Origin of the sequence: Kangsaoukella pontilimi (assembly GCF_009830125.1) — a bacterium.
GTDB classification, from domain to species: domain Bacteria; phylum Pseudomonadota; class Alphaproteobacteria; order Rhodobacterales; family Rhodobacteraceae; genus Kangsaoukella; species Kangsaoukella pontilimi.
Genome location: NZ_WUPT01000001.1, coordinates 1,611,695 through 1,633,887, shown reverse-complemented (window position 1 = coordinate 1,633,887; position 22,193 = coordinate 1,611,695). Strand labels below are relative to the sequence as shown.

General features: G+C 61.3%; 28 protein-coding genes and 1 tRNA gene. 16 read left to right on the top strand and 13 right to left on the bottom strand.

The window, feature by feature from the left end; all coding sequences use genetic code 11:
• Positions 1-300 carry a chorismate mutase gene (locus tag GQ651_RS08290; protein WP_160763699.1) on the bottom strand — a complete coding sequence of 100 codons (300 nt, stop codon included), beginning with the start codon at positions 298-300 and terminating at the stop codon, positions 1-3.
• Between the two features lie 34 nt (positions 301-334).
• Entirely contained in the window at positions 335-931 is a 597-nt protein-coding gene (locus tag GQ651_RS08285) for a TetR/AcrR family transcriptional regulator (RefSeq protein ID WP_160763698.1), read from the bottom strand.
• A gap of 87 nt (positions 932-1,018) precedes the next feature.
• Here GQ651_RS08285 and GQ651_RS08280 point away from each other — a divergent pair, with 87 nt between their 5' ends.
• Positions 1,019-1,423: a hypothetical protein gene (locus GQ651_RS08280; RefSeq protein WP_160763697.1), complete on the top strand. Its 405-nt coding sequence runs from the start codon at positions 1,019-1,021 to the stop codon at positions 1,421-1,423.
• A complete protein-coding gene (locus tag GQ651_RS08275; RefSeq protein ID WP_227257998.1) occupies positions 1,423-2,058 on the top strand; it encodes a LysE family translocator in 636 nt (211 codons plus the stop codon). Before GQ651_RS08280 ends, GQ651_RS08275 begins: the two co-directional genes overlap by 1 nt.
• A gap of 185 nt (positions 2,059-2,243) precedes the next feature.
• Here the strand turns inward: GQ651_RS08275 and GQ651_RS08270 are convergent, their stop codons facing one another.
• Entirely contained in the window at positions 2,244-2,450 is a 207-nt protein-coding gene (locus GQ651_RS08270) for a cold-shock protein (protein ID WP_160763696.1), read from the bottom strand.
• Between the two features lie 384 nt (positions 2,451-2,834).
• On the opposite strand from GQ651_RS08270, the gene GQ651_RS08265 reads away from it, so the two are divergent.
• Entirely contained in the window at positions 2,835-3,038 is a 204-nt protein-coding gene (locus GQ651_RS08265; RefSeq protein ID WP_160763695.1) for a YgaP-like transmembrane domain, read from the top strand.
• Positions 3,039-3,152: 114 nt separating this feature from the next.
• On the opposite strand, the gene GQ651_RS08260 is transcribed toward GQ651_RS08265, so the two are convergent.
• Positions 3,153-3,425, bottom strand: a complete 273-nt coding sequence (locus GQ651_RS08260; protein WP_160763694.1) for a DUF6455 family protein — start codon at positions 3,423-3,425, stop codon at positions 3,153-3,155.
• Between the two features lie 221 nt (positions 3,426-3,646).
• Here GQ651_RS08260 and GQ651_RS08255 point away from each other — a divergent pair, with 221 nt between their 5' ends.
• Positions 3,647-4,171 (top strand): c-type cytochrome, encoded by a 525-nt coding sequence (locus tag GQ651_RS08255; RefSeq protein WP_160763693.1) that lies wholly within the window; start codon positions 3,647-3,649, stop codon positions 4,169-4,171.
• A 91-nt stretch (positions 4,172-4,262) separates the two neighbouring features.
• Here the strand turns inward: GQ651_RS08255 and cueR are convergent, their stop codons facing one another.
• Positions 4,263-4,667 carry a Cu(I)-responsive transcriptional regulator gene (cueR, locus tag GQ651_RS08250; protein WP_160763692.1) on the bottom strand — a complete coding sequence of 135 codons (405 nt, stop codon included), beginning with the start codon at positions 4,665-4,667 and terminating at the stop codon, positions 4,263-4,265.
• Between the two features lie 129 nt (positions 4,668-4,796).
• On the opposite strand from cueR, the gene GQ651_RS08245 reads away from it, so the two are divergent.
• Both GQ651_RS08245 and GQ651_RS08240 read left to right on the top strand, forming a co-directional pair.
• Positions 4,797-7,241 carry a heavy metal translocating P-type ATPase gene (locus GQ651_RS08245; RefSeq protein ID WP_160763691.1) on the top strand — a complete coding sequence of 815 codons (2,445 nt, stop codon included), beginning with the start codon at positions 4,797-4,799 and terminating at the stop codon, positions 7,239-7,241.
• A gap of 422 nt (positions 7,242-7,663) precedes the next feature.
• Complete coding sequence (locus GQ651_RS08240; protein ID WP_160763690.1) at positions 7,664-8,107, top strand: c-type cytochrome; 444 nt, start codon at positions 7,664-7,666, stop codon at positions 8,105-8,107.
• A 140-nt stretch (positions 8,108-8,247) separates the two neighbouring features.
• Here the strand turns inward: GQ651_RS08240 and GQ651_RS08235 are convergent, their stop codons facing one another.
• A complete protein-coding gene (locus GQ651_RS08235) occupies positions 8,248-9,291 on the bottom strand; it encodes an exo-alpha-sialidase (protein ID WP_160763689.1) in 1,044 nt (347 codons plus the stop codon).
• Positions 9,292-9,774: 483 nt separating this feature from the next.
• Positions 9,775-10,731: a LysR family transcriptional regulator gene (locus GQ651_RS08230; RefSeq protein ID WP_227257997.1), complete on the bottom strand. Its 957-nt coding sequence runs from the start codon at positions 10,729-10,731 to the stop codon at positions 9,775-9,777.
• A gap of 66 nt (positions 10,732-10,797) precedes the next feature.
• On the opposite strand from GQ651_RS08230, the gene uraD reads away from it, so the two are divergent.
• Genes uraD through GQ651_RS08200 form a run of 6 tightly spaced genes read left to right on the top strand, consistent with a single transcriptional unit; the run spans position 10,798 to position 15,703 of the window.
• Positions 10,798-11,391, top strand: a complete 594-nt coding sequence (gene uraD / locus GQ651_RS08225; RefSeq protein WP_160763688.1) for a 2-oxo-4-hydroxy-4-carboxy-5-ureidoimidazoline decarboxylase — start codon at positions 10,798-10,800, stop codon at positions 11,389-11,391.
• Positions 11,388-11,876: a tripartite tricarboxylate transporter TctB family protein gene (locus tag GQ651_RS08220; protein ID WP_160763687.1), complete on the top strand. Its 489-nt coding sequence runs from the start codon at positions 11,388-11,390 to the stop codon at positions 11,874-11,876. Before uraD ends, GQ651_RS08220 begins: the two co-directional genes overlap by 4 nt.
• A 1-nt stretch (position 11,877) precedes the next feature.
• Complete coding sequence (locus tag GQ651_RS08215) at positions 11,878-13,419, top strand: tripartite tricarboxylate transporter permease (RefSeq protein ID WP_160763686.1); 1,542 nt, start codon at positions 11,878-11,880, stop codon at positions 13,417-13,419.
• Between the two features lie 3 nt (positions 13,420-13,422).
• Positions 13,423-14,379, top strand: coding sequence for a Bug family tripartite tricarboxylate transporter substrate binding protein (locus tag GQ651_RS08210; RefSeq protein WP_160763685.1), 957 nt, complete (start codon positions 13,423-13,425; stop codon positions 14,377-14,379).
• 53 nt (positions 14,380-14,432) lie between these two features.
• The gene (locus GQ651_RS08205; protein WP_160763684.1) at positions 14,433-15,344 is read left to right on the top strand and encodes a BMP family protein; all 912 of its coding nucleotides are present in this window, start codon (positions 14,433-14,435) and stop codon (positions 15,342-15,344) included.
• Entirely contained in the window at positions 15,341-15,703 is a 363-nt protein-coding gene (locus GQ651_RS08200; RefSeq protein ID WP_160763683.1) for a hydroxyisourate hydrolase, read from the top strand. Before GQ651_RS08205 ends, GQ651_RS08200 begins: the two co-directional genes overlap by 4 nt.
• A gap of 249 nt (positions 15,704-15,952) precedes the next feature.
• Here the strand turns inward: GQ651_RS08200 and GQ651_RS08195 are convergent, their stop codons facing one another.
• From GQ651_RS08195 to GQ651_RS08170, 6 genes are all read right to left on the bottom strand, one after another.
• Positions 15,953-16,639 carry an anti-sigma factor gene (locus tag GQ651_RS08195; protein WP_160763682.1) on the bottom strand — a complete coding sequence of 229 codons (687 nt, stop codon included), beginning with the start codon at positions 16,637-16,639 and terminating at the stop codon, positions 15,953-15,955.
• Positions 16,636-17,178, bottom strand: coding sequence for a sigma-70 family RNA polymerase sigma factor (locus tag GQ651_RS08190; protein ID WP_160763985.1), 543 nt, complete (start codon positions 17,176-17,178; stop codon positions 16,636-16,638). The genes GQ651_RS08195 and GQ651_RS08190 overlap by 4 nt, the downstream gene beginning before the upstream one ends.
• A 124-nt stretch (positions 17,179-17,302) precedes the next feature.
• Positions 17,303-17,713 (bottom strand): DUF7282 domain-containing protein, encoded by a 411-nt coding sequence (locus GQ651_RS08185; protein WP_227257996.1) that lies wholly within the window; start codon positions 17,711-17,713, stop codon positions 17,303-17,305.
• Between the two features lie 69 nt (positions 17,714-17,782).
• Positions 17,783-18,025, bottom strand: coding sequence for a hypothetical protein (locus tag GQ651_RS08180; protein ID WP_160763680.1), 243 nt, complete (start codon positions 18,023-18,025; stop codon positions 17,783-17,785).
• A 322-nt stretch (positions 18,026-18,347) separates the two neighbouring features.
• Positions 18,348-19,202, bottom strand: a complete 855-nt coding sequence (locus GQ651_RS08175; RefSeq protein WP_227257995.1) for an endonuclease/exonuclease/phosphatase family protein — start codon at positions 19,200-19,202, stop codon at positions 18,348-18,350.
• Between the two features lie 109 nt (positions 19,203-19,311).
• A tRNA-Ser gene (locus tag GQ651_RS08170) sits at positions 19,312-19,401 on the bottom strand.
• A 127-nt stretch (positions 19,402-19,528) separates the two neighbouring features.
• On the opposite strand from GQ651_RS08170, the gene GQ651_RS08165 reads away from it, so the two are divergent.
• The 4 genes from GQ651_RS08165 to GQ651_RS08150 all read left to right on the top strand — a co-directional run bounded on the left by GQ651_RS08165 (position 19,529) and on the right by GQ651_RS08150 (position 22,189).
• Positions 19,529-20,350, top strand: coding sequence for a DUF2059 domain-containing protein (locus GQ651_RS08165; RefSeq protein ID WP_160763679.1), 822 nt, complete (start codon positions 19,529-19,531; stop codon positions 20,348-20,350).
• Between the two features lie 202 nt (positions 20,351-20,552).
• Positions 20,553-21,215 (top strand): 50S ribosomal protein L21, encoded by a 663-nt coding sequence (locus GQ651_RS08160; RefSeq protein ID WP_160763678.1) that lies wholly within the window; start codon positions 20,553-20,555, stop codon positions 21,213-21,215.
• A gap of 5 nt (positions 21,216-21,220) precedes the next feature.
• Positions 21,221-21,490 carry a 50S ribosomal protein L27 gene (gene rpmA, locus GQ651_RS08155; protein ID WP_160763677.1) on the top strand — a complete coding sequence of 90 codons (270 nt, stop codon included), beginning with the start codon at positions 21,221-21,223 and terminating at the stop codon, positions 21,488-21,490.
• Between the two features lie 159 nt (positions 21,491-21,649).
• Positions 21,650-22,189, top strand: coding sequence for a GNAT family N-acetyltransferase (locus GQ651_RS08150; protein WP_160763676.1), 540 nt, complete (start codon positions 21,650-21,652; stop codon positions 22,187-22,189).
• Positions 22,190-22,193 lie beyond the last annotated feature (4 nt).

The window sequence follows — 22,193 nt, the reverse complement described above, 5'->3', positions numbered from 1 at the left end:
TCAATCGAGGTGCCGGGCCTCGCGTGCGATGGACCATTCGATCAGGTCGGACCAGATGCCGCGCACCAGATCGGGGTCGAGCCCATGGTCGCCTGCCGTTGCCGCAACCTTGTCCAGAACTTCAGCCACGCGGTCCGTGGTCCGGGCGGGTAAACCTTCGATCCGTTTCAGGGCGACGGCGCGGTCGATATAGCGGGTCCGCAGCGAGAGAAGCGCGATCAGGTCGCGGTCGATCGCGTCGATCTGCTGGCGCAGCGTCGCCATCGTGGCGCAGTCTTCGGGCGGGATAAGAGCGGTCATGCCGGCGGCCTTTCGCATGTCGTGGGGACCGGGATCATACGAGGAGGGCTTTCAGGTAACGCACGGCCCGAGCAGCCCGCGCCGCGCGGGCGGCCGCGTCCGGGCGCGGCTGGCGGCCGATCACACGGCGGATTTGCAGGTCGCCGATCAGAAGGTCGAGATATAGACCCACCGCCTGGGCGCTGTCGTCGAAGCGAAGCGCGCCTGAGGACCGGGCGCGGAGCAATACGGCCTCCAGCAGGGGAAACACTGCCTCGCGTCCTGACGCGGACAACGTCGCGCCGAGTTCTCCGGTGCTGTCGGCTGCCGCAGCCCGGTTCAGTGCCACGGCCCGGTCTCCGGTCAGCAGGTCGAGAAGTTTCGGCCCGAGGCTTTCCAGAATGGATAGCGCGTCAGTGTCGGTTTCCAGTTCGGATTCGAGATGGCCTTTCACTTCGGCCGCGTTTCGGGTCACCAGCGCCCGGAACAGCCCCTGTTTATCGCCATACCAGTTATACAGCGTCTCGTTCGACGCCCGCGCCTTGCGGGCGATCCCCTGCATGGACGTGCCGGCATATCCCTTGGTTTCCAGAAGTTCGTAGGCCGCGGCCTCGATCTGTTCCTGGCGGAGTGACCGGTTTTCCTCGCGCATCGTCTGCCCTCATCTGTTGACAGCATCCGTAACGTATATTACGGATATGCGCAACCGTAACCAAAATTACGCTTTTGGAGATTGCAGATGCTTTATTCTCAACGCTTGCCCCTTGCCGCACTTGCGATTCTGATCGTGCTTCAGATTGTCATGCTCTCGGCGCTCTACGCAGGAATTCCGCCGCACCCGCCCGTCGCCACGCCGCTCTTCGGCATCGCGCCCTTCATCGGGGCCTCGGTGTCCGTCGCGCTGGCCGCGATGATCACCGGGCCGCTTTCAGGGCGGGCGGGAAAGACCCTCTCCGGGGTCGCCGCGGTGCTGGCGCTCGTATCCTTCGGGCCGCAGAAATACTTCGACGCTCAGATCGGGCTGATATGGCCCGCCGTCATTCTGGGGCAGGGGGCGGCGCTGGCCGTCTTCGTGTCGATTTTCCGCCCGGCAGACGATAAGGCCGCCGGGTCACCCATGGCCTCGTACACGCAGGCCGGCTGATGGAGGTGTCGCTTCTGGCCTTTGCCGGCGTTGCCCTTGCCGTCGTGCTCACGCCCGGTCCGACCGTCCTGCTGGCCCTCGCCAACGGTTCGCGGTTCGGGGTCGGTGCCGCGGGCATTGGCATCGCGGGCGCGGCGCTGTCCGACATCGTTCTGATCACCGCCGCGGCGGTCGGACTGGGCGCGGTTCTGGCGGCTTCGGCCTTCTGGTTCTCTGTGGTGAAGTGGATCGGTGTGGTCTATCTAGTCTGGATCGGGTGCCGGATGCTCCGGGGCGGCGCACCTGTCACAACGCCGTCCGCCCAGGGGGCGGGGAGCACGGCCCTGCACCAGCGAAGCGCGCTTTTCCGAAAGAGCTTCCTCGTCGCTGTGACCAATCCCAAGGGTTACCTGTTTTTCACGGCGTTCCTTCCGCAATTTCTCGACCCTTCGACACCGCTTTTCGCGCAATACGCCACACTGGCCGTGATCTTCGTTTCTGTCGATATCGCGGCGATGGCACTTTACGCCGGACTTGGCCGCAAGGCGGCGCACTACCTTACCACGGCGGGCGGCGCGTGGTTGGACAAGGGCTGCGGCGGTTTGCTGATTGCACTCGGCGGGTCTCTGGCCATGCTCGGCCAAGACACGCGCTAGGATTTGCTTGGGGCCACTTCGTAGAACCGTGACCTTTGTCGGTTGCGAAGAAGACGGAACGGCCAATTCGCCTGTTTGCGTGCCTGTCGATGACGTCCGAGAAAGACCGCGCGCAATACCTTAAAATGGACACGGGCGGTGCCGGATCACTCCAAAACCGCCCGTGATTTAGTTACCTGGCTCGATCAGGCGAGCTGAAGGTTCGATGCGCTTTCGCGGCCATCACGGCCGGCTTCCACATCAAACGTAACTTTCTGGTTGTCGGCGAGGCCGGTGAGGCCCGAACGCTCGACTGCACTGATGTGCACGAACACATCCTTGCCGCCGGTTTCAGGTTCGATGAAGCCGAAGCCTTTTGTGGCGTTAAACCATTTCACGGTGCCATTGGCCATATCCGTGGTCTCCTATTCAATTCGATGCCCGCGGAAGTGCGGCATCCCGGCTTGGTCGGTCTGGATCGATAGACTGAAGCCGGTTGAAGGGAGACAGTAGGTCGAAAAAGAATAACGTCTGCGACTGTCCGCATGACAGCATTGCACTCCGAATGCAAAGAAATTCTGGGACGTGTCCCGAAATGGCGATCCGCGACCCCAGACGTGGATGACCTCATCCGCGCAGGTCAGCCGTCCACCTCAACAGCCTCTACAGCCGAGACATGTACCTACCCGGCAGTCACCGCCTGTCCATCCACCCGCTTTCGTGCCTGCCACCAGAAGACCTACACAAATGGCCGGTTTTGGGTTATGATAAGGAATGATCTGAAGGGGGAGTACGTTATGACAGTAGAACGTGGAATCCTTTTGATAGTCGGTGTGCTCGTAGTTGGAAGCGTGCTGCTGGCAGCCTTTCACAGCGTGAACTGGCTTTGGCTGACCGGAATTCTTGGCGCACACTTGATTCAAGCGTCATTTACGGGCGTTTGTCCGGTGGTGATGACGCTGAAGAAGATGGGTTTGGAAACCAAGGCAGGCTTTGGCTAAGCAGATCCGCCAAATCATTGTCTGATCTTTCGGACATGCTCTTCGGCGACTTGGCAATCTGTCGAGGACGCGCCAAGCGGTCTCGAACCCCACGACGTGACAGGTTTTTCCCTTTCACCCGCTCTTTGACTTGAGCATTTCAAGGACTTCCTTGTTCGGACAGAAATCGGGCGGACCGCCGGTCGCGTCGGCTAGTGTCAGCCAGCCGATGCAAGACCTCGTATGCTTGCAGCCAAGGCAGTTGATAATGCTCCGCCTGATCGCTTCGCGCGTCTCTTCGTCTATGCTCTTGGGCAGATCTATCCCCAACGCGTCCATGACCTGACGCCGGATATTCATCCGCTCGTCAAAGATCGCACCCCATCGGAGGTAATTGTCTTCCGCCATTCTGCCCTCCCATTTTTTCAATGACTTTTACGGTGCGCGCCGAGAGGCCGTATTGACCTTTGTCAAGGAAGGAGAGGTGCGGCTGTGCGAAGGATTGTTCCGGTGTGGAAAGCTGCGTCCCTTTCTGCCGAGAAGAATTCTCGGTCCCAAAGCACAAAGCGCGTCCGCCGAATGCAACAAACCTGTCAACCGAGGCTTTCGCCTGGAATGGGGTCGCCAAAATGAAATTCTGGATTCTGTTTGTGACGGCGGCCATTGGCCTTTCGTCAGTTGCGATCGCTCATGAGAAAGCGACCGGCGTGGTCAAAAACCGCATGGAACGGATGGAGCGCTATGAGGAATTGATCGAACGTGTCTTCGCCATGGTTCATGGCGAGTTGACCTATGATGCAGAAGTTGTGCGGCGCGCCGGTCTGGAGATCAGCGAAGGTGCCGGGCAGCACATGGTTGCGCTTTTCCCGGCAGGTTCAAATGAACCGCCCAGTGAGGCGAAAGACGAGATTTGGTCCGATTTCGAAAATTTCGAGCATTATGCGCTCATGCTTGAACGTTGGGGCGCGGAGCTGGCGGTACAGGCCTCTGAGCCTCCCCGAGGACGCCTTCCCAAGAGCTGGGAAGATGCCGAAATGGGGCCGTCCATGATGCAGGGTGGCGGCATGATGCGTCAGTCGGGGTCGGTGTTTGCAGCGTGGCACGTTGCTGCGACCTGTAATGCATGTCACGCGGAATTCCGGAAGAGCGAGTGACAGCAAATGCCTTGGAGCGGCAAGTTGACGGGCGCGCGGATCAGGGCATGACGCATTTCCGGCGATCTCCGAGACCGTCAAGGTCGCTCGCTCAAACGACAGCTTTGATCCCCGCTCCTGCGAGGTCATCGAGGATCGGGCATTCCGGACGATCGTTGCCATGGCAACTCGTCACCAGAAGTTTCAGTGTCGATTGAAGGCTCTGCAGTTCGGCGATCTTCCTTTCGACGCGCCCAAGGTGTTCTTCGGCAATCTCTTTGACGTCGGCACTCGCCCTGCCGCGATCATCGTAGAGTGACATCAAGGTCCTGCATTCCTCGATTGTAAAACCCAGCGAACGCGCCCTGCCCAGAAAGGCGAGCTTGTGAAGATCCCTGTCGCTGAAATGGCGGTAACCGTTCTCGCTGCGGGCGGGTCTTACAAGATCTATGTCCTCGTAATAGCGGATCGTTTTGGCCGGAAGTCCGGTGGCAGATGCAACATCTCCGATATTCATTGGTCACCTCCTTTTTGCGGACATTTCCGGTTTAAGCCTTCCAGCGACTGGAAGGTCAAGAAAAGATCGCGGGGTTGACCTTCTAGTAACTGGAAGCCCTATCTGTCCTCCGACTCGAAGGAGAACGCCATGTCCGACGCACATTCAGATGCCGCCATTATTCGCGATCCGGTCTGCGGAATGACCGTGGATCCGACCAAGGGAAAGCCCGCCCACACCCATGACGGGCATGACTATCATTTCTGCAGTTCGCGTTGCCTTGAGAAGTTCGTAGCGGAGCCCGGCGCCTATATCGAAGCTGAGGATCCCGTCTGCGGCATGAGTGTGAACCGCGCCACCGCGAAGCATATGTCGAAGCATGACGGCGAAAGGTTCTACTTCTGCTCGGGCCGCTGCCAGGAGAGGTTCGAGGCCGAGCCGCAGCAGTTTCTGGGGGACAGGCCGGAGCCTGAACCGATGCCAGAGGGGACGCTCTATACCTGTCCGATGGACCCCGAGATCGTGCAGGAGGGGCCGGGCGATTGTCCTATCTGCGGCATGGCCTTGGAGCCGATGATGCCGACGGCGGACGCAGGGCCGAACCCGGAGCTGGTGGATTTCAAGCGGCGACTGATGATTGGCGGACCGCTGGCCTTTTCCGTCTTCGCGCTGGAGATGGGCACCCATGTGGGCATCCCCTTCGATGAATGGATCGGACATCGCGCCTTTGTCTGGCTTCAATTCCTGCTGGCGACGCCGGTTCTATGGCTGACAAGAGTGTTCTTCAAGCGCGGCTGGGCGTCGGTCGTGAACCGAAGCCCGAATATGTGGACGCTGATCATGCTCGGCACCGGGGCCGCGTATCTGTTCAGCGTTGTGGGACTAATCGCGCCAGGCGTCTTCCCCGATAGTCTTCTGGGCATGGACGGTTTGCCGCCGGTCTATTTCGAGGCGTCGGCGGTGATCCTGATCCTCGTCCTGGTCGGGCAGGTGATGGAGCTTGCCGCGCGCGACCGTACGGGCGACGCGATACGTGCGCTCCTCGATCTGGCGCCCAAGACCGCGCGCCGGGTCACGGAGGCGGGTGAGGAGGACGTACCCCTCGACGCCGTGACCTCCGGTGACCGGCTGCGGGTGCGTCCGGGCGAAGCGATACCGGTGGACGGGCATCTGACAGAGGGTCACTCGGCCGTCGATGAAAGCATGATCACAGGTGAGCCGGTGCCGGTCGAGAAGTCGCCAGGCGATGCAGTGACGGGCGGCACAATGAACAAGTCGGGCAGCTTCGTGATGGAGGCTGTCGCGGTCGGCAGCGACACGGTGCTCTCTCGGATCGTCAACATGGTTGCGCAGGCGCAGCGGTCTCGTGCGCCGATTCAGGCGGTGGCGGACCGCGTGGCGGGCTACTTCGTGCCGGCCGTCGTCGCTGTGGCCGCGATTGCCTTTCTCGTTTGGCTTCTCGCGGGGCCGAGCCCGGCGCTTGCCTATGCGGTGGTGGCGGCGGTCAGCGTTCTGATCATAGCTTGCCCCTGCGCCCTCGGTCTTGCGACGCCGATGTCGATCATGGTTGCCACTGGGCGTGGCGCTCAGGCCGGCGTCCTGATCCGGGACGCCGAGGCGCTGGAGCGTCTCGCGGGCGTAGACGTGCTGATCGTGGATAAGACCGGAACGCTGACCGAGGGGCAGCCCAGCCTGACCGACGTCATTGCTCTGGGCGATGTTGATGATGCCCGTATTCTGACGCTGGCTGCCGCGCTGGAGCGTGGGTCCGAGCATCCCCTGGCCGAAGCCATCCTTGCCGGTGCGACCGAGCGATCGGTGCCTGAGCTGCGTGCGGAGGAGTTCGAGGCAGTGACCGGCAAGGGTGTGAAAGGCCGGATCGAGGGTGAGGACGTTGCGCTTGGGAATCCTGCCCTGATGTCGGATCTGGGTGTCGACATCTCAGCCATCGAAGATCGTATGTCCGCTCTTCAGTCCGAGGGCAAAACGGCGATGCTTCTGGCGTTTGCAGGTCAGCTTGCCGGAATCGTGGCCGTCGCCGACCGGATCAAAGCCTCGACTCCCGACGCCATCCGGGCGCTGCACGAGGAAGGCATCAAGATCGTCATGGCCACGGGCGACAGCCGTCGCACCGCCGAAGCCGTCGCGCGGGAGCTTGGTATCGACGAAGTTCGTGCCGAGGTCAGCCCGGAGGAGAAGGGCGCATTGGTCGAAGCATTCCGCAAAGACGGCTTGAGTGTCGCCATGGCGGGCGACGGCGTCAATGATGCGCCCGCCCTCGCTGCGGCAGATGTCGGGATCGCCATGGGCACCGGTGCGGACGTCGCCATGGAAAGCGCCGGTGTCACGCTGGTAAAAGGCGACCTGAACGGCATTGTTCGCGCGCGGCGCCTTGCCCACGCGACGATGCGCAACATCCGGCAGAACCTGTTCTTTGCCTTCGTCTACAACACGGCCGGCGTTCCGGTGGCGGCCGGAATTCTTTATCCGATCCTCGGAGTGCTGCTTTCGCCAATGATCGCCGCAGCAGCAATGAGCCTGTCGTCAGTCTCGGTCATCGGAAACGCGCTGAGACTGCGCGGCCTGAAACTTTGAAGCGGAACTGACACTGCCGGAAAGCTGAAGAGATGGAACACGGACATTCAGGGCGTTTAAGCAGCGGAGGCCGGGCCGGGCGGGGAGCCGACAAAGGCGCTCTGCCAGTGTCGGCACACCATCTTCTGCGGAGCAAACTCGGCTTCCTTCTCGTAGACCTCTAGATCGAGGACCGTCGTCTCGATGAGGCAGGAGCAGAAGATATCGACATCAGGAGAAAGACTTCCGAAGCCCATGCCCTTTTACCAATGCGCCATTCCCCGCTCAGCGCGATGCACATTGTCGAAACGACGCTTTCGCAGAATGGTGCCGGGGCAGGAATTTGGCCTGGGGATTACGTTGAAATCGTTCGGTTTTCGGGTAGAGAAGGCACCTGAAGGTCGTCGGACGTACAGATGCCTTCTTCACGGCTAGGAAATTGCATGGGCAAGCTCGGTTACATGGCTCTGGCGATCGCGTTCGCACTCGCGGCCGGGGTATTTCTGACTTGGGACGGCTCAAACGAAAGTGGCTCCACTGTCACTTCCGAAGGCGCTCCGTCGGGTGCGGCGCTTGTCCAGGTCAGGTTGCCGGAGACGCTGACCGACATCGCCGTGATGGGCAAGCGGGCGTTTGAAGCGAAGTGCATTGCATGCCATGGAGAGAACGCCGCTGGCGTCGATGGATCAGGCCCTCCACTCGTCCACAAGATCTACGAGCCCGGCCACCATGGGGATGCCGCATTCTGGCTGGCCACGCAGAACGGCGTCAGGGCGCATCACTGGAACTTCGGAAATATGCCGCCGATCGATGGCCTTACCCAAGGCGATGTCGCCGCGATCGTTGCGTATATTCGGGCACTTCAGACGGCCAACGGCATCCTGTAAGGGTCTCCGGCCGGATAGCCGGCCTTTGGCAGGTGTTTCTTGCCCCGTAACCGGCACAATCCGGCAGAACTGCGGGGGCGCGCGCAGATCATGCCGACACGCCCCGGCACTCCATCGAGTTGCAACAACCCTGTCCCGGTCTAGCGCGCGGACCTCATGATCCTGACCGTATCGCGACCGTCGGGCAGCGGGTGCGTCCAGGCCACGAAAATACCATCTGCCGTAGCCGCCATCTGCGGGAAATTCATCGAACTGCCTTCCGAATTCTCGACCAGTCGGTGGGTCTTGCCGCATCCATCGGCTGTAACATGGCAAACCAGCAGGACTTCGCTCGACCCCTGCCATTCGACCCAGGAGACAAGTGTCGTTCCATCGGCAAGCATCGCCGTGTTCACCCGCCCGACGGGCTCGCCCATATCGACCCGCACCGGGTCTCCGAAACTGCTTGCGCCGTCAGTTGAAAACGCCACTTTCACGGCAGGTTCGTCTCCGGCCCCGGTGAACCAGGCCACTGCAACCTCTTTTTCTTGCGCCGAAATCGACGGACCGTCGACCGGACAGCCGGAAATCTCCCAATTGTCCGCGTGGACGGTTCGGGGGACGGACCAAGCGCCCTCGTGCAAACGCACCAGAGAAATATCGCGAACCTCGGATTCCGTACGGTCGCGATAGACAACCAGCAGTTCATCCCCGGCGATGGCCGCTGCTGTCTGGCAACAGGAACAGGTCGTGAAATCAACGGCGATTTCGGAACCCATGCCGCCATCGGACGAGATCTCTGCCGAACGAAGCTGCATTTGCCCGGATTGTGCGCCCTCTTCCACGAGGTCGCCGTCATAGGCTCGCCCGTCGAGCCAAACGGCGGTCACTTTGTCTTGAAAGGGCGCCAGAGTGACGAAGCCATGCTGGGCCTGCACCATGTCCCTGTGGGGTGCCATCGGTGTCGACCATGTGTCGCCGTTGTCGTCGGAAAGAGCGATGCGCACGTCATAGGCGTAGGCTGATGCTCCCGCTCTTTGCAGCCAGTGAACAATGAGCGTGCCGTCGGAGAACTCTGCGACGGACGGGAAGTCGGCCCAGTTGACGAAGAGAGAGGAGGACGTCGTCACAAGTCGTGGCTCGTCCCACTGCCCGTTCTCAAGGCTGGCGATCTTGACGGATGTGCCACGTCCAGACCTCTCCATCCAACTCATCAGGAGACGACCGTCCGCGGTCGCATGCAGAAACGGCTCTTGTGCGTCTGGACTGCCCGGGAATTGGAACTCCTCGAAAGTGGCCAATTCCTCGGCAGCGACTGAACAAGCCAAGCCCAAGAGAACGAGTATACCGGCGATGATCCTTAACATCTCCGCACTTTACCGCATGTCCGGTGTTGCAAGAAGCCCGGACGAAGACGCCACGATGTCCAAGCCGTCAAATCTCCAAAATCTTCTCGTCACGAGGTGGGTCTTTCAGTCTGTGTTCGTGAGGCTCAGTCATTTCCGCATGACGGGCACGTTTCTGATCTGATGAAAGCGTCGGAGACGAATTGTAACAAGTCGCCCTGGGCAGGCTCCGCGTTTGGCCGGAAGGGGGACCGGTTCAGCCCCGAAATCGGACGCTCGTTTCTTTTACGACTGCAGGCCTTTTTGTGGGCGGTCAGAGGAGTCGAGCACTTCGACAAACAGTCAAATGGCTTCCAGTCTGGTCGAAAGCGTATCGGCAAGAGCCTCTCCAACCAAACGCGCCGCCCGCGACAATGGACGGCGCGCATCGACGGCGACGCTGATGGACTGCGGGCGAAGGTTCTGATCGGTTATCGGCACGAACCGGAGCGTACCGTTCTCCAATTCGCTCAGCGCATCCAATTGCGAAGTGATCGCGAGATACTTTCCACCGACAAGCATCTGCTTCATGAACTGAAGCGAGTTCGTGACCAACGCCGGCTCCGCCGGATCGAACAGCCATCCAAAGCGCTTATCGAGATATTCGCGCACGGGCAGGACGCGGCTCTGGGCGGCCAATGGGTGTTTCGCCGCTTCGCCGAGAGTCGTTCGCGGACAGTCCCAAAGGCTATGGCCGCGCCCCACAACGCATCCGAACGGCAAGGGCGCAGACCAAAGAACATGCCGTGACCGGTCATCGGGAAGATTGAACGCCAGAGCAAGGTCGATGCTGCCGATTTCAAGTTCGTGGGCGGCATCCTGCGGCGTAAGAATGTCGACGGAAAAACGGATCCGCGGGTATCGCTCCGCGAAAGTAGACACGAGGTCGGGCAGGATCGAGTTCACGAGACTGTCCATTGCGCCAAGGCGAACTGTTCCGAATTGCTCGCCTCGCATCGTGCGGATCGTCTCTTCGAGGCGCTCCTCGTCAGCGCGCCATCGACGGGCGAGAAGCACCGCGGCCTCTCCCGCCGATGTCAGCCGCATACCCCGTGCATGCCGCTCGAATAGAGGTGTTTGGCATCCTTCCTCCAAGGCAATGATCTGTCGGTCGATCGCCGAGGCAGCAATCCCCAGAGACCGTGAAGCAGCCTGGATCGACCCGAGCCGAGCAACCGTTTCAAGGTAATTCAGCGCCCGCGGCAGGACGTGCAACGCCACTACATCTCTCCCACCATTGCCATTTTGCGAATGCAGCATGGATGATTTTGAAATTGTTGGCAACGCTTGGCCGGCGCTAGCATTCCCTCAGTTCTGGGGGTTCAGATGCAGGGCACCGCGCCGCTCGCCTTTTCAATCGATGCGCTCAATCGGGCGACCAGTGGTCAGGCCACGGCCATGATGGACAGGATTGTCGAGCGCTCGACCTGGCTGGCCCATCGCGCGGCGCAAGCCCGCCCTTTCAGGAACGCAGACGACCTGGCGGCCTGGCTCGACACAGAAGTGCGAAGCCTTTCGCGGGACGAAGCGCTGCATCTGCTTTGCGCCCATCCCGAACTTTCACCGCCCGATCCGTCAAACATGACGTCGGCGTCGCAGAGCGAGCAGGGCCGGCTCGACCTTTTGGCCCTCGACGCCGTGGCAGCGGCAGAGTTGACCGATCTCAACCGGCAATACTCGCGCCGGCACGGCTATCCGTTCATCATTGCCCTTCACGAACATGACAGCCTCGAAAGCGTGATCGCGCAGTTCGAGAGCCGGATCGCCGCGGAGCCCGGCGAGGAACTGGCGCGCGCGCTTGATCAGGTCGTTTCCGTGATGAAGGCGCGCCTTAAAAAGCTGACCGGCACGGACCGGAGTTCGCGGGAACTGGAGCCGACGACCGTTACCAGCGCGAATTCCGACGGTGAAGTGACATGAAAGATCTCTTGCTCCGCCTGCGCAGAAGCGAAGACACAGCGCGACCGCCGCATGCCTACCTTGGCGCGCTCGGCGGAGTTGCGCTTCTGATCCTGAGCATCGTGTTCATTCTTGGGGGCTATGAGCTTGGCGTCGGATCGCCGCGCCGCCTTGGAACCGGTGCGTTCCCGGTCATCACCGGCTTCATTCTTGCGGTTCTTTCGCTCGTCGTCATCGCAAGTGATCTCAGAGATACTTCTGACGCAGAGCGCCCTGACTGGATTTCCTTTGCGGCCATCGGGGCCGCTCTGGCCATATTTGCGCTGACCGTCGGTCGGATCGGTCTCGTTCCCGGCGCTTTCCTGACGGTTATCACGGCCAGCGTGCCGGACCCGTCCTTGCCGATTGTCGGAAAGATTATCCTCGGGGCGCTGGTGTCACTGGCCTGCTGGGCGCTTTTCATCGGTCTGATAGGCCTGCCTTTCGCCCCATTCGGAGGGCTGTGAGATGGAGATTATCTCCGGTTTCGGAAACGGCCTTCTCGTTGCCCTGCAGCCCGAGAACCTGCTCTATTGCTTCGTCGGCGTCTTCCTTGGCACCTTCATCGGCGTGCTGCCCGGCATCGGGTCGATGGCCGCGATCTCGATGATCCTTCCACTGACCTTCTACCTTGAGCCCACATCGGCTCTGGTGATGATCGCCGGTGTCTACTACGGCGCGGAATACGGGGGATCGATCGCTTCGATCCTGATGAATATCCCCGGCACGCCGTCATCCTCGATCACCTGTATCGACGGCTATCCCATGGCGCGCGACGGTCGCGCGGGCATCGCGCTATTCGCAAGTGCAATCGCCTCGTTCGGGGGCGGCATCGTGGGCATGATCGTCATGGCCGTGCTTGCGCCGGGACTGGCCGAGCTCGCCCTGAATTTCGGACCGACCGAATATTTTGCGGTCATTCTCCTGGGCCTTGTCGCTGCTTCGGCCGTGTCGAATGGCAGCCCGCTGAAGGGGATCACCATGGTTGTCGCCGGCCTCATGCTGGGAACGGTCGGCGTCGACATCACCACGGGCGCCGAGCGCTTCACCATGGGCATCCCCGAGATGCGCGACGGTGTTCACCTCGTGATCGTGGCGATGGGCCTTTTCGGAGTGGGCGAGCTGATCGTTTCGATCCGCGCGAATGCGAGCGGCGCATTCCAGAACGAGATCGATTACAAGAAATTCTACCCGTCGCGCGCCGAATGGAAGGCCATGTTCGGCCCGATCATGCGCGGGTCGGGCATCGGCAGCTTCTTCGGGGCGCTACCGGGAACCGGTCAGACCGTGGCCTCGGCCGTCGCTTATGCCGTCGAGAAGAAGGTTTCCCCGAACCGTGCCGGTTTCGGCAAGGGCGCGATCGAGGGTGTCGCGGTGCCCGAGGCCGCGAACAACTCGGCCACGCAAACCGCCTTCATTCCAACGCTGACGCTCGGTGTGCCGGGCAGCGCGTCCATGGCGCTCGTGATCGGTGCGCTGATGATGTACGGCATCGTGCCGGGGCCCCGGCTGCTGGTAGATCATGCCGACCTTTTCTGGGGCCTCGTGGCGAGCTTCCTGATCGGGAACATCCTGCTTCTGATCCTGAACATCCCGCTGATCGGCCTTTGGGTCCGGCTTCTGAAAATTCCTTACAAGTACATGTACCCCACGATCATCGTGCTGATCTGCGTGGGCGTCTACTCGCTGAACAACAACGTCTTCGACGTCTGGCTGACGCTGGTCTTCGGGTGGGCGGGTTACCTGATGCGGCTGTTCCGCTTTGAGCCCGCGCCCTTTCTGATCGGTTTTGTTCTTGGGCCCATGATGGAAGAGCAACTGCGCCGCGCCATGCTGCTTTCGCGCGGGGACCCCACGGTTTTTCTGACCCGACCGATCAGTGGCACGCTCATCGCGATCACTGCGCTCCTCCTCGTCTATGCGCTCTACTCCGGCATGAAGGCGCGGCGCGCCCGCCAGAGGGCGCACGCCGTCACCGAAACTTCCGACCTCCAACAAGGGAAATCCTGAACCATGAAGCATCTTCTCATCCTTGGCGCCGCCACCGTTCTTCTCGCAGCCCCGGTCCACGCCGATCCCGGCAAGTGGACGGATGAACCTGTCCGGATCGTCGTGACCTTCCCGCCGGGCGGAACCAGTGACCTGATCGCCCGTGTGCTCGCCCAGTATTTCGAGAGCGAGTACGGCCAGAAAGCGGTGGTCGACAACCGGCCCGGCGCGGGTGGTACGGTCGCCGCCGACTATGTGGCCGAGCAGGCGCCGGACGGCACCACGCTCATTCTCGGCAACAACGCGCCTTTCACCATCGCACCGACCCAGTTCGACAACCTGCCCTACGATCCGATGGGCGATTTCACCCATATCGCGTATCTGGGAGCGTCGACGCCCGCACTCTTCGTGCAGCCGGCTTCCGGCATCACCACACTCGACGACTACATCGCACAGGCCAAAGGTGACGGCATCACCTACGGGTCCTCCGGGGTCGGCTCGATCACGCATATCCTTGGAAAAGCCGTCGATATCGAACTTGGCATCGAGCAGATCCACGTTCCCTATCAGGGCAGCGCACCGGCCATTCAGGACTTTCGCGCAGGCGTTCTGGAAGCCTATTACGACATGGTCGCATTGAATGGCGATCTGATCACCGAAGGCGCGACGCAGCCGATCGCACTTGCTGCACCTGAGCGGTCCAGTGCCTTCCCCGACATCCCGACCTTCCGGGAGCTTGGCCACGATATCGTCATCGAGAACTGGACCGGTCTCTCCGGCCCCGCGGGCATGGATCCGGAAATGGTCAAAACCATCAACGAAACCGTTGGCGCGATCATGCAGCTCGAGCCGGTGATCGAACGCCTGGCGCAGTTTGGCGTCGCTCATACGCCGATGTCTTCGGAGGAGTTCACCACCTTCGTCGAAGGAACGATCTCTACCTGGGAGCCGCTCATCAAGGCCGCAAACGTCAACGGCTAAAGAGACCATGCGCGGAGCGCTCCGGCGCTCCGCAATCTCGCGGAAGAAACGGCATGAAGATTTCAGTCATATTCGTCGGAGAACTCCATGATACAGGGTTCAACGCGTGTGCACTCGAAGGCGCGCAGCGCCTGCAGCGGGATAGCAGAGGTGACGAGATCGAGGTCGTAAGCGGCATCCCCTATGACCCAGGCGCGATGGAAAGAGCACTCCGCAAGGCCGCTGCACGGTCCGACGGTGTGGTTTTCATCGGCGGACAAGGCAATCGGGTCACACCGGACATCGCGACTGAATTTCCCGACCGTGCCTTTGCCGTCGTGCAGGGAAACGTCGTGGGTGCCAACCTTGCTAGCTATGACGTGCTACAGGAACAATCGGCATTTCTTGCCGGGGTGCTCGCGGCGCGCATGACGCGGACGGGGACGGTCGGCCACCTGTCAGGCCATCGCGTCGTTCCCGGTCTGAAAGGCCGGGCCGCCTTCGCGGCGGGCGTGCGGCACGCGGACAAATCCATTCGACTCGTTACCGGATTTTGCGGGACGCAGGATGACAGCGCGGTGACCGAGCACTGGGCACGGGGCATCGCGGGCGATGGTGCGGATGTTCTATTCACAATGCTTAACGCCGCACGCGATGGCGCTACCCGCGCTTGCCGTGCAACCGGCATGCGACAGATCGGAAACGCCGTCGACTGGTGTCAGATCGATCCGGACGTCTTCGTCGCGTCTGCCGTCGCAAGGATCGACCTTGGTGTCGAGCTAGCGATCGACGACATTCGTGAAGGTGTACGACCGGGCAAGATCCGCGAATTGGGGCTTGGCGAGAAGGCCGTGAGCCTCTCCATGGCAAGTGACGTCCCCGATTACATCAGACAGGAAGTTGAGGACCTCGCTGGCGAGATTGCTGTTGGTACTGTGACTATCGATGCTGTCTACGAGGGGCCCGAATTCGAGGCAGCGGCATGACTGACGCGGGGGGCATTTCGATCCATGCCGTCGACGTGGCTCATGGAGTTCCGGCCAATGGCCTGTCGGTTTGCCTAAGACGCCTCTCCCCCGACGCAGTCGAGATCGCACGCGGCGTCTGCGCGACCAATGGACATTTCATACACCCTGTTTCCGAAGGCGAAGGAGTCACCCGGGGGCTCTATGAGGTGACATTCGGCGTCTCGGCATTCTACCGAAGTCACGGCATCGACCTGCCGGATCCCGCCTTTGTCGAGGACGCGGTGTTCCGTTTCGGGATCGACAAGGTCGCCGAACACTTCCACATCCCGTTCAAGTTCACGCCATGGGGGTTTTCGCTGTTTCGCGGCGGGGCCTGAGGCGCGCATCAGACGGAAACTCCGGCCTAATCAAGCTGCCCGACTTCGAACCTGGCTACGGCCGAACTCGAATTGTCCGCTCAGCGTTCGGATCGAGCAGTTTCGAACAGCGGACGCCTTGCGTCCTTGGCCCTCACATGATGCTTTTTCGAACGAAGGTCGACGTTTGCATGACGAATTAAACCGCCGGCGCCGGAGGGTTCTATTGGCCGGCATCGCCATCCTGAGCCCCTTCGTCGGCCAGCTTGGTCAGATATCTACGAAAGTGGCCGTGGCAATGACACTGCCCGTGGGTGCCCCTGTCGGAGACCCTCCCGGCGGCTCATCGGAAATGGCGACCGTACCAGTGCGCACGCCAGGCGCGATGTCGTCCGGTACACGGATTCGTGTCGCACCCTCGTCCTGCAACACACCGAGCGAGACAGGCGCAGTTGCGCCTTCAGCGATAAGCCAAAGCTCATGCACACGGCCAGGGGGCGGCCCGCCGGCCACGCGCTCGACCACGATCTCGTGGGTCGCTGGTATGACCTGTGCCACGAGGATGACGGATCCGTCTCCGGCTGAAAGCCGAGCCTCGAATTCGGGCGTCAGGTCCGCCGGACCGCGCAGGACGTCACCGAACATCAGGAAACCGAGAAGTCCGGCGGCAACCGCACCGCCCAGCACGAGGGACCAGATGCTCTGGAGCGGCGATCTTTCACGCGACGGCCCAACCGCCTCCATGACTTTGGACTTCAGCGCAGGTGGCGGCGCAGCTGGAGCGATTTCTTCGGATAGCGGCGCCAATTCCCCTTCCCAGCGATAGACCATGTCCTGAAGCGCACGGTCATCGCGGAGACGGTCCTCGAACGCCCGCCGCGCGTCGGCATCCAGAAGATGCAAGACGTACTCGGCCGCGAGGGCCTCGTCGTCATATGCGTCGTCGGGTGCGCTCATCGCGTCAGACATTCCCTCAGTTTGATCAGGCTGCGGCGCAGCCATGTTCGCATGGTATTGAGCGGCACGTCATGGCGTGTCGCAAGGTCCTGATATGTCAGCCCATCAAGGTAGACCGAACGGACTGCATCCGCCTTGCCCTCGTCGAGCTCTTCGAGGCAGGCCGCAATTCGGGCTCTCTCGGATCTTTCCATTGCCACAGCCTCGGGCCCGGGCGCGGAGGCGGGCAATTCGTCCATATCGCCCGGCGGTGCCGTTTCCGGCTTACGTTTGCGGAGGCGATCAATCGCAAGGTTTCGCGCCACGGTGATCAGCCAGGTCATGGGGGAGTGACCTGTGACGGCATAGGTGTCGGCCTTGGCCCAGATTCGCAGATATACCTCCTGCAGGGTGTCTTCCGCTTCGCTTCGGTTGTTCAAGACACGCAGGCACACACCAAATAGTTTCGCGCTTGTCGCATCGTAAAGCGCGGCGAAAGCAGCGCGGTCTCGCAGTGCGACACGCGCGATCATCGCTTCTATGTCAGTGATTGAGGTCATGGCCCTGCATTCAGCCGCATCATGGAAGCAGCTATCTTGGGAACCCCGGAAGTCAAACATAACAACGCCGCGCCCTCGGGTACACCGGGGACGCGGCGCCGCTTGGGCAAGTTGATGTCGCGCGTTACTGCGCGGTGATCACACTCATCACAAGGTTACCATCCACTCGGATCGGCCCATCTTCCTTGGCCCCAAGAGTGTACTCGAAGCTGCCGGTCGCCATGCCGCCGTTCTCGGCGTGCACCATGAGCATCAGCATGTCCCCGGCGGCGACCTCTTCCGTTAGGATCGCGGCGACGTCAGCCGTCTCGCCCTTGCGGATCGGTGCGTGACCGACGACAACGCCCGGCGCCATATCGGCATCGGTACGGTGGACGACCAGCCAGCCGTTTTCGGGGGCGACGATCTTTTCCGCGGAGACGATGCCGTTGGCGACCGACTGATCACTGGCCATGACCATGGGCGCAGCATGCCCTCCGGCAAGAGCTGCGGTCGATGCCGTGGCGAAAAACGTGGTCAGAAGAATACGTGTCATTTGATTTCCAATCATTGTTTGTCCGGGGACGTGCGGTCCGCACATCCCCTGTCGTTTTTCAGTCTGTGCTCAGCGTCCGGCAGAGGCCGATTTGCCCCGCTCTTTGCCTTCGTTCTTGTCGTTGCCTTCGCCTTTGCCGAGCGTCTGTGCAGGCCCGACGGTTTCGCCACCGACATTCGCACCGGGATCGCCGTCGGTGAGGATGTTTCCATCCGCGTCGAGCGTCAGATCGTTGTTCTGGTCGTGTCCCTTGGCATGAGCCGCACCGGCGACCAGCAGGGCGATGAATGCAACTGCGGAAATGGTCTTCATGATCTTTCCTCCATTCTGGTTTGATCGACGAAGACACGTGACCGGCCGCAGGAGAGTTTCAGCGACGGCAAAAAAAGTTTTTTGAGCTGTTGAGACTGCGGCGTGGCCCGTCTTCGGGTCAGGCCGGCCTCAACAGCTGACCAACATGGCGGGTGGCGGCTGCGGGGCGTTCATACGTCGCGCCCATGTTTGTACTGTGAGTGCCGAAACAGCCCCGTCAGCGCACGGTCCTAGAACCGAATGCGCGGTGCGCGCTAATGTCTGATACGCGGGACGAAGCTGTCCAATACCTTGCTGAACTGAACGTCCGCTGTCGTGCTGGCTAAACCTCCAAAACAAGCGGGCAGTGGTCCGACACTTCGGGATCTTGGATCACGTCGAAGTCCCTCACTGCATCTATTTGGTCGATGAGCATGTAGTCGGCAAAGCGCCCCGGCTTCTTGTACTGCGTGTTGCGTGTGCTGTCGAAGCCGCGCCCCGTTACCAGTTCGTTCAGCCCGGCACTACTTAGAATCGAAAGCGTTTCGCTGTCCGGCTCTACGTTGAAATCGCCGCAGATCACTGTGAGATCGTCTGATTCCGCGAGATTGTGCGACATTTCGAGCAGCTTCCGCGCCTGCCTTTCACGTTCTGGCGTGTCCATCTTTCCATTCAAGTCGCGTAGACCGTGCATGTGGGTGATGCTGACGGCGCGGTTGGCGTTATAGTCCCATACCCGAACACCATGCGCGCTGCGTGAGCGCGGGTGATCGCCATAACCAACAGGGGAATAGTTCTTGTGAACAAAGCCTTGCACCTGTCCGATGATCGGAAAAGAGCGATGTACGAAGGTCGCAAGACCCCATTGCGATGGGATCGAGGTATCATCGTCCCAAAGCACCCCTTGCGCTGCCGGACAGAAGATTGCGAGATGCTCCGGCAGAGCGGCGCTGACGTCACGAAAAAGATTGGCGCGTTGCGGCAGAACGTGATCGCCGTCACGATAAGTCAGCCAGTCTTTTTGAGATGCTGGGCTATGGATGACTTCCTGCAGGCACAGAATATCGGGAGCCGTCCCGGCGAGATATGGCAGTAGTGCTTCATGGAGCTTTCCTCCCCAGCCATTGAGACACATGATCTCCATTGCTTGCTCCCTGTTCTTGGAGCGGACATTCGCTGCAACGAAGAAAAGAAGCAAGTTGGGCTCGAAGCAGACTTTCGCTGCAAACGCGATATGACGCGGGGGCCTTTGAAATTGGCAACCCGGATTGGACCTCATCCAAAATACTAAAAAATTCAATGGAAAGTGGCGGAGAGACAGGGATTCGAACCCTGGGTTCCCTTGCGAGAACAACGGTTTTCGAGACCGCCCCGTTCGACCACTCCGGCACCTCTCCGCGGGGGTCAGGCCGCGCTTATAGCTATCCGTGCCGGTCGCGCAACCCCTTTCGCTCAATGTTGCGGAAAGCCTTGGATGCAAGCGGGGGAGGGACTAGATTTCCCTTGTCCCTAGGGAGGTTCGATATGGCCGTGACACCGACGATCAGGGCCGCCGTTCTGGCGGTTCTCGTCTCCGCGCCTGCTTATGCCGCGAGCGAGGCCGAGCTCGATGCGCTTTACGCGGCGATCGGCACGCCGCGCCTTCTGGAGATCATGCGGATCGAGGGTATGGAGCAGGCCGGGGAGATGGCTTCGGACATGTTCGGCGACGGGGCAGGGTCCTTCACGCCGATGGCCAGCCGCATCTACGACACCGCCCGCATGGCCGAAACGTTCCGCGTCGAGTTCGACGCGGTTCTGGCGGATGCCGATGTCGGCCCGCTTCTGGATTTCTTCGGCTCCGACCGGGGGCGGCAGATCGTTGAGCTCGAACTCTCTGCGCGCGAGGCCCTTCTGAACCCCGATGTCGAGGATGCCGCCGAGCGCGCCGCCGAGGCACTGATCGACGACGACCCCGACCGGCGCGCCCTGATCGAGGGTTTCGTCGACGCCAACGACCTGATCGAGCTGAATGTGATGGGCGCGATGAACGCCAGCGTCGCCTATTATCAGGGGCTGGCCGATGCCGGCGACGTGACGCTGCCGGAAAGAGAGCTTCTGGCCGAGGTCTGGGCGCAGGAACCGGATATCCGGGCAGACACCAGCACATGGGTCTTCGCCTATCTGGGCATGGCCTATGAGCCCTTGTCAGACGACGATCTCAAGGCCTACACGGCGCTTGCCGGATCGCCTCATGGACGCGCGCTCAACCGGGCGCTGTTCGAGGGATTCGATGACGTTTTCAACGAGATCTCCTATCTGCTCGGCGGAGCGACGGTGCGCTTCGGTCAAAGCGAAGAGCTTTGACGCCGAAAGGGGCGGATTCAGGTCCTACGGGGCTTGACTTGTGACCGGCTCCGGTCAATAAGCCGGGCCTCTGGCGGGCGTGGCCCGCCTTTCATGTTTGAAGGACGCCCCGACCGGGGCGCGCAGTTCGAGGCGGCGAGATGCCGGGAACACCGGGTAACCCCGGGGGCCGAAGGACGCGGAAGCGAAAAGGAAAGACCTTATGTTTGCGGTCATGAAGACCGGTGGCAAGCAGTATCGGGTCCAGGCGGGCGATGTGCTCCGCGTGGAAAAGATCGCGGCCGATGCCGGTGAAAAAGTTCAATTCAACGACATTCTGATGGTGGGCAACACCATCGGCACCCCGTTCGTGTCGGGTGCGGCCGTGCAGGCCGAGGTCATCGACCAGATCAAGGGTGATAAGGTCATCCACTTCGTGAAGCGTCGCCGTAAGCACGGCTCGAAGCGCACGAAGGGCCACCGCCAGCAGCTGACGCTTCTGCGGGTGACCGAGGTCATGGAAAAGGGCGCCGACAAGTCGGGCGTCAAAGCCGCGATCGGTGCTGGCCTGGCAATTGCCGGTGTTGCTGCAGTCGCCGCCGGTGCGGCCGCTGCCGTCGCCGCGTCGTCGGAGAAAAAGCCCGCCGCGAAGAAAGCCGCGCCCAAGGCCGACGCCGCCGGTGCGGACGACCTCAAGAAGCTGTCGGGCGTTGGCCCGGCGCTTGAGAAGAAACTGAATGACGCTGGCGTGACCACCTTCGCTCAGATCGCATCCTGGACCGAGGCCGACGTCGCCGAATTCGACGAGAAGCTGTCGTTCAAGGGCCGTATCGAGCGTGAAGGCTGGGTCGAGCAGGCGAAAGCCTACGCCGAAGGTAAGGAGTAAGCGAGATGGCACATAAAAAAGCAGGTGGTTCCAGCCGTAACGGTCGCGACTCAGCCGGTCGTCGTCTTGGCATCAAGAAGTTCGGCGGCGAAGCCGTGATCCCGGGCAACATCATCGCGCGTCAGCGCGGCACCAAGTGGTGGCCGGGCGAAGGCGTCGGCATGGGCCGTGACCACACGATCTTTGCGACCGTCGAAGGCGCGGTGACGTTCCGCAAGGGACTCAAGGGCCGCACTTTCATTTCGGTAATGCCGGTGGCCGAGGCCGCAGAATAAGCTGATCCTTTAGAGACACATTCAAAGGGGGATCGGCGCGCCGGTCCCCCTTCACTTTTCAGGGATCGGCTTGCGCGCCGCCATCCCGGTACGCATTTCTTAATGGTTCTGCGCTGTGAGGGGGCGCAAGACCTGTGACGAGGCGAAGGAGGAAGCCCCGTGCAACTTGAAACCATTCCGAACCAGCCGGTCATCGACACCGAACGGTTGATCCTGCGCCCCTTGCGCAAATCCGACAGCGGTCCCCTTGAAATGTTTTGCGCCGACGAGCGCGTGGCGCGCATGACGCGCGACATCCCCCATCCGTTGCCCCCCGGCGCGATCGAGGGCTTCGTGGCCCGCGCCACCGCAGAAGAGCGGGACGAGGACGTCTGGGTCATGGATGGCAGCCAGTCGGGACAGGGCACGATGCTGGGCCTGATCTCGCTCGAACGCATGGACCGTGCGCAGTCCGAGATCGCCTACTGGGTGGTTCCCGCCTTCTGGAACACGGGTCTTGCCTCGGAAGCGGTGCGCGCGCTGGTCGCGGCCAACCCGCGCGGCGACAAAACCATGTTCGCCAGCGTGTTTCAGGATAACCCGGCCTCGGCCCGCGTCCTGACCAACACGGGTTTCGAATATCTGGGCGATGCCGAAGCCTATTCCGTCGCACGTGCCCATATCGTACCAACCTGGACCTATCTGAAGCGTTTGGAGTGAGCCT

Bases quoted from the DNA above. Each gene is read 5' to 3' on its own strand.
- GQ651_RS08290 (WP_160763699.1), bottom strand. From the start codon at position 300: ATGACCGCTCTTATCCCGCCCGAAGACTGCGCCACGATGGCGACGCTG.
- rpmA (WP_160763677.1), top strand. From the start codon at position 21,221: ATGGCACATAAAAAAGCAGGTGGTTCCAGCCGTAACGGTCGCGACTCA.
- GQ651_RS08235 (WP_160763689.1), bottom strand. From the start codon at position 9,291: ATGGAGAGGTCTGGACGTGGCACATCCGTCAAGATCGCCAGCCTTGAG.
- GQ651_RS08285 (WP_160763698.1), bottom strand. From the start codon at position 931: ATGCGCGAGGAAAACCGGTCACTCCGCCAGGAACAGATCGAGGCCGCG.
- GQ651_RS08220 (WP_160763687.1), top strand. From the start codon at position 11,388: ATGAAAGATCTCTTGCTCCGCCTGCGCAGAAGCGAAGACACAGCGCGA.
- GQ651_RS08255 (WP_160763693.1), top strand. From the start codon at position 3,647: ATGAAATTCTGGATTCTGTTTGTGACGGCGGCCATTGGCCTTTCGTCA.
- GQ651_RS08215 (WP_160763686.1), top strand. From the start codon at position 11,878: ATGGAGATTATCTCCGGTTTCGGAAACGGCCTTCTCGTTGCCCTGCAG.
- uraD (WP_160763688.1), top strand. From the start codon at position 10,798: ATGCAGGGCACCGCGCCGCTCGCCTTTTCAATCGATGCGCTCAATCGG.
- GQ651_RS08280 (WP_160763697.1), top strand. From the start codon at position 1,019: ATGCTTTATTCTCAACGCTTGCCCCTTGCCGCACTTGCGATTCTGATC.
- GQ651_RS08275 (WP_227257998.1), top strand. From the start codon at position 1,423: ATGGAGGTGTCGCTTCTGGCCTTTGCCGGCGTTGCCCTTGCCGTCGTG.
- GQ651_RS08165 (WP_160763679.1), top strand. From the start codon at position 19,529: ATGGCCGTGACACCGACGATCAGGGCCGCCGTTCTGGCGGTTCTCGTC.
- GQ651_RS08190 (WP_160763985.1), bottom strand. From the start codon at position 17,178: ATGACCTCAATCACTGACATAGAAGCGATGATCGCGCGTGTCGCACTG.
- GQ651_RS08210 (WP_160763685.1), top strand. From the start codon at position 13,423: ATGAAGCATCTTCTCATCCTTGGCGCCGCCACCGTTCTTCTCGCAGCC.
- GQ651_RS08205 (WP_160763684.1), top strand. From the start codon at position 14,433: ATGAAGATTTCAGTCATATTCGTCGGAGAACTCCATGATACAGGGTTC.
- GQ651_RS08270 (WP_160763696.1), bottom strand. From the start codon at position 2,450: ATGGCCAATGGCACCGTGAAATGGTTTAACGCCACAAAAGGCTTCGGC.
- GQ651_RS08245 (WP_160763691.1), top strand. From the start codon at position 4,797: ATGTCCGACGCACATTCAGATGCCGCCATTATTCGCGATCCGGTCTGC.
- GQ651_RS08265 (WP_160763695.1), top strand. From the start codon at position 2,835: ATGACAGTAGAACGTGGAATCCTTTTGATAGTCGGTGTGCTCGTAGTT.
- GQ651_RS08185 (WP_227257996.1), bottom strand. From the start codon at position 17,713: ATGACACGTATTCTTCTGACCACGTTTTTCGCCACGGCATCGACCGCA.
- GQ651_RS08260 (WP_160763694.1), bottom strand. From the start codon at position 3,425: ATGGCGGAAGACAATTACCTCCGATGGGGTGCGATCTTTGACGAGCGG.
- GQ651_RS08160 (WP_160763678.1), top strand. From the start codon at position 20,553: ATGTTTGCGGTCATGAAGACCGGTGGCAAGCAGTATCGGGTCCAGGCG.
- GQ651_RS08180 (WP_160763680.1), bottom strand. From the start codon at position 18,025: ATGAAGACCATTTCCGCAGTTGCATTCATCGCCCTGCTGGTCGCCGGT.
- GQ651_RS08195 (WP_160763682.1), bottom strand. From the start codon at position 16,639: ATGAGCGCACCCGACGACGCATATGACGACGAGGCCCTCGCGGCCGAG.
- GQ651_RS08230 (WP_227257997.1), bottom strand. From the start codon at position 10,731: ATGCTGCATTCGCAAAATGGCAATGGTGGGAGAGATGTAGTGGCGTTG.
- cueR (WP_160763692.1), bottom strand. From the start codon at position 4,667: ATGAATATCGGAGATGTTGCATCTGCCACCGGACTTCCGGCCAAAACG.
- GQ651_RS08200 (WP_160763683.1), top strand. From the start codon at position 15,341: ATGACTGACGCGGGGGGCATTTCGATCCATGCCGTCGACGTGGCTCAT.
- GQ651_RS08240 (WP_160763690.1), top strand. From the start codon at position 7,664: ATGGGCAAGCTCGGTTACATGGCTCTGGCGATCGCGTTCGCACTCGCG.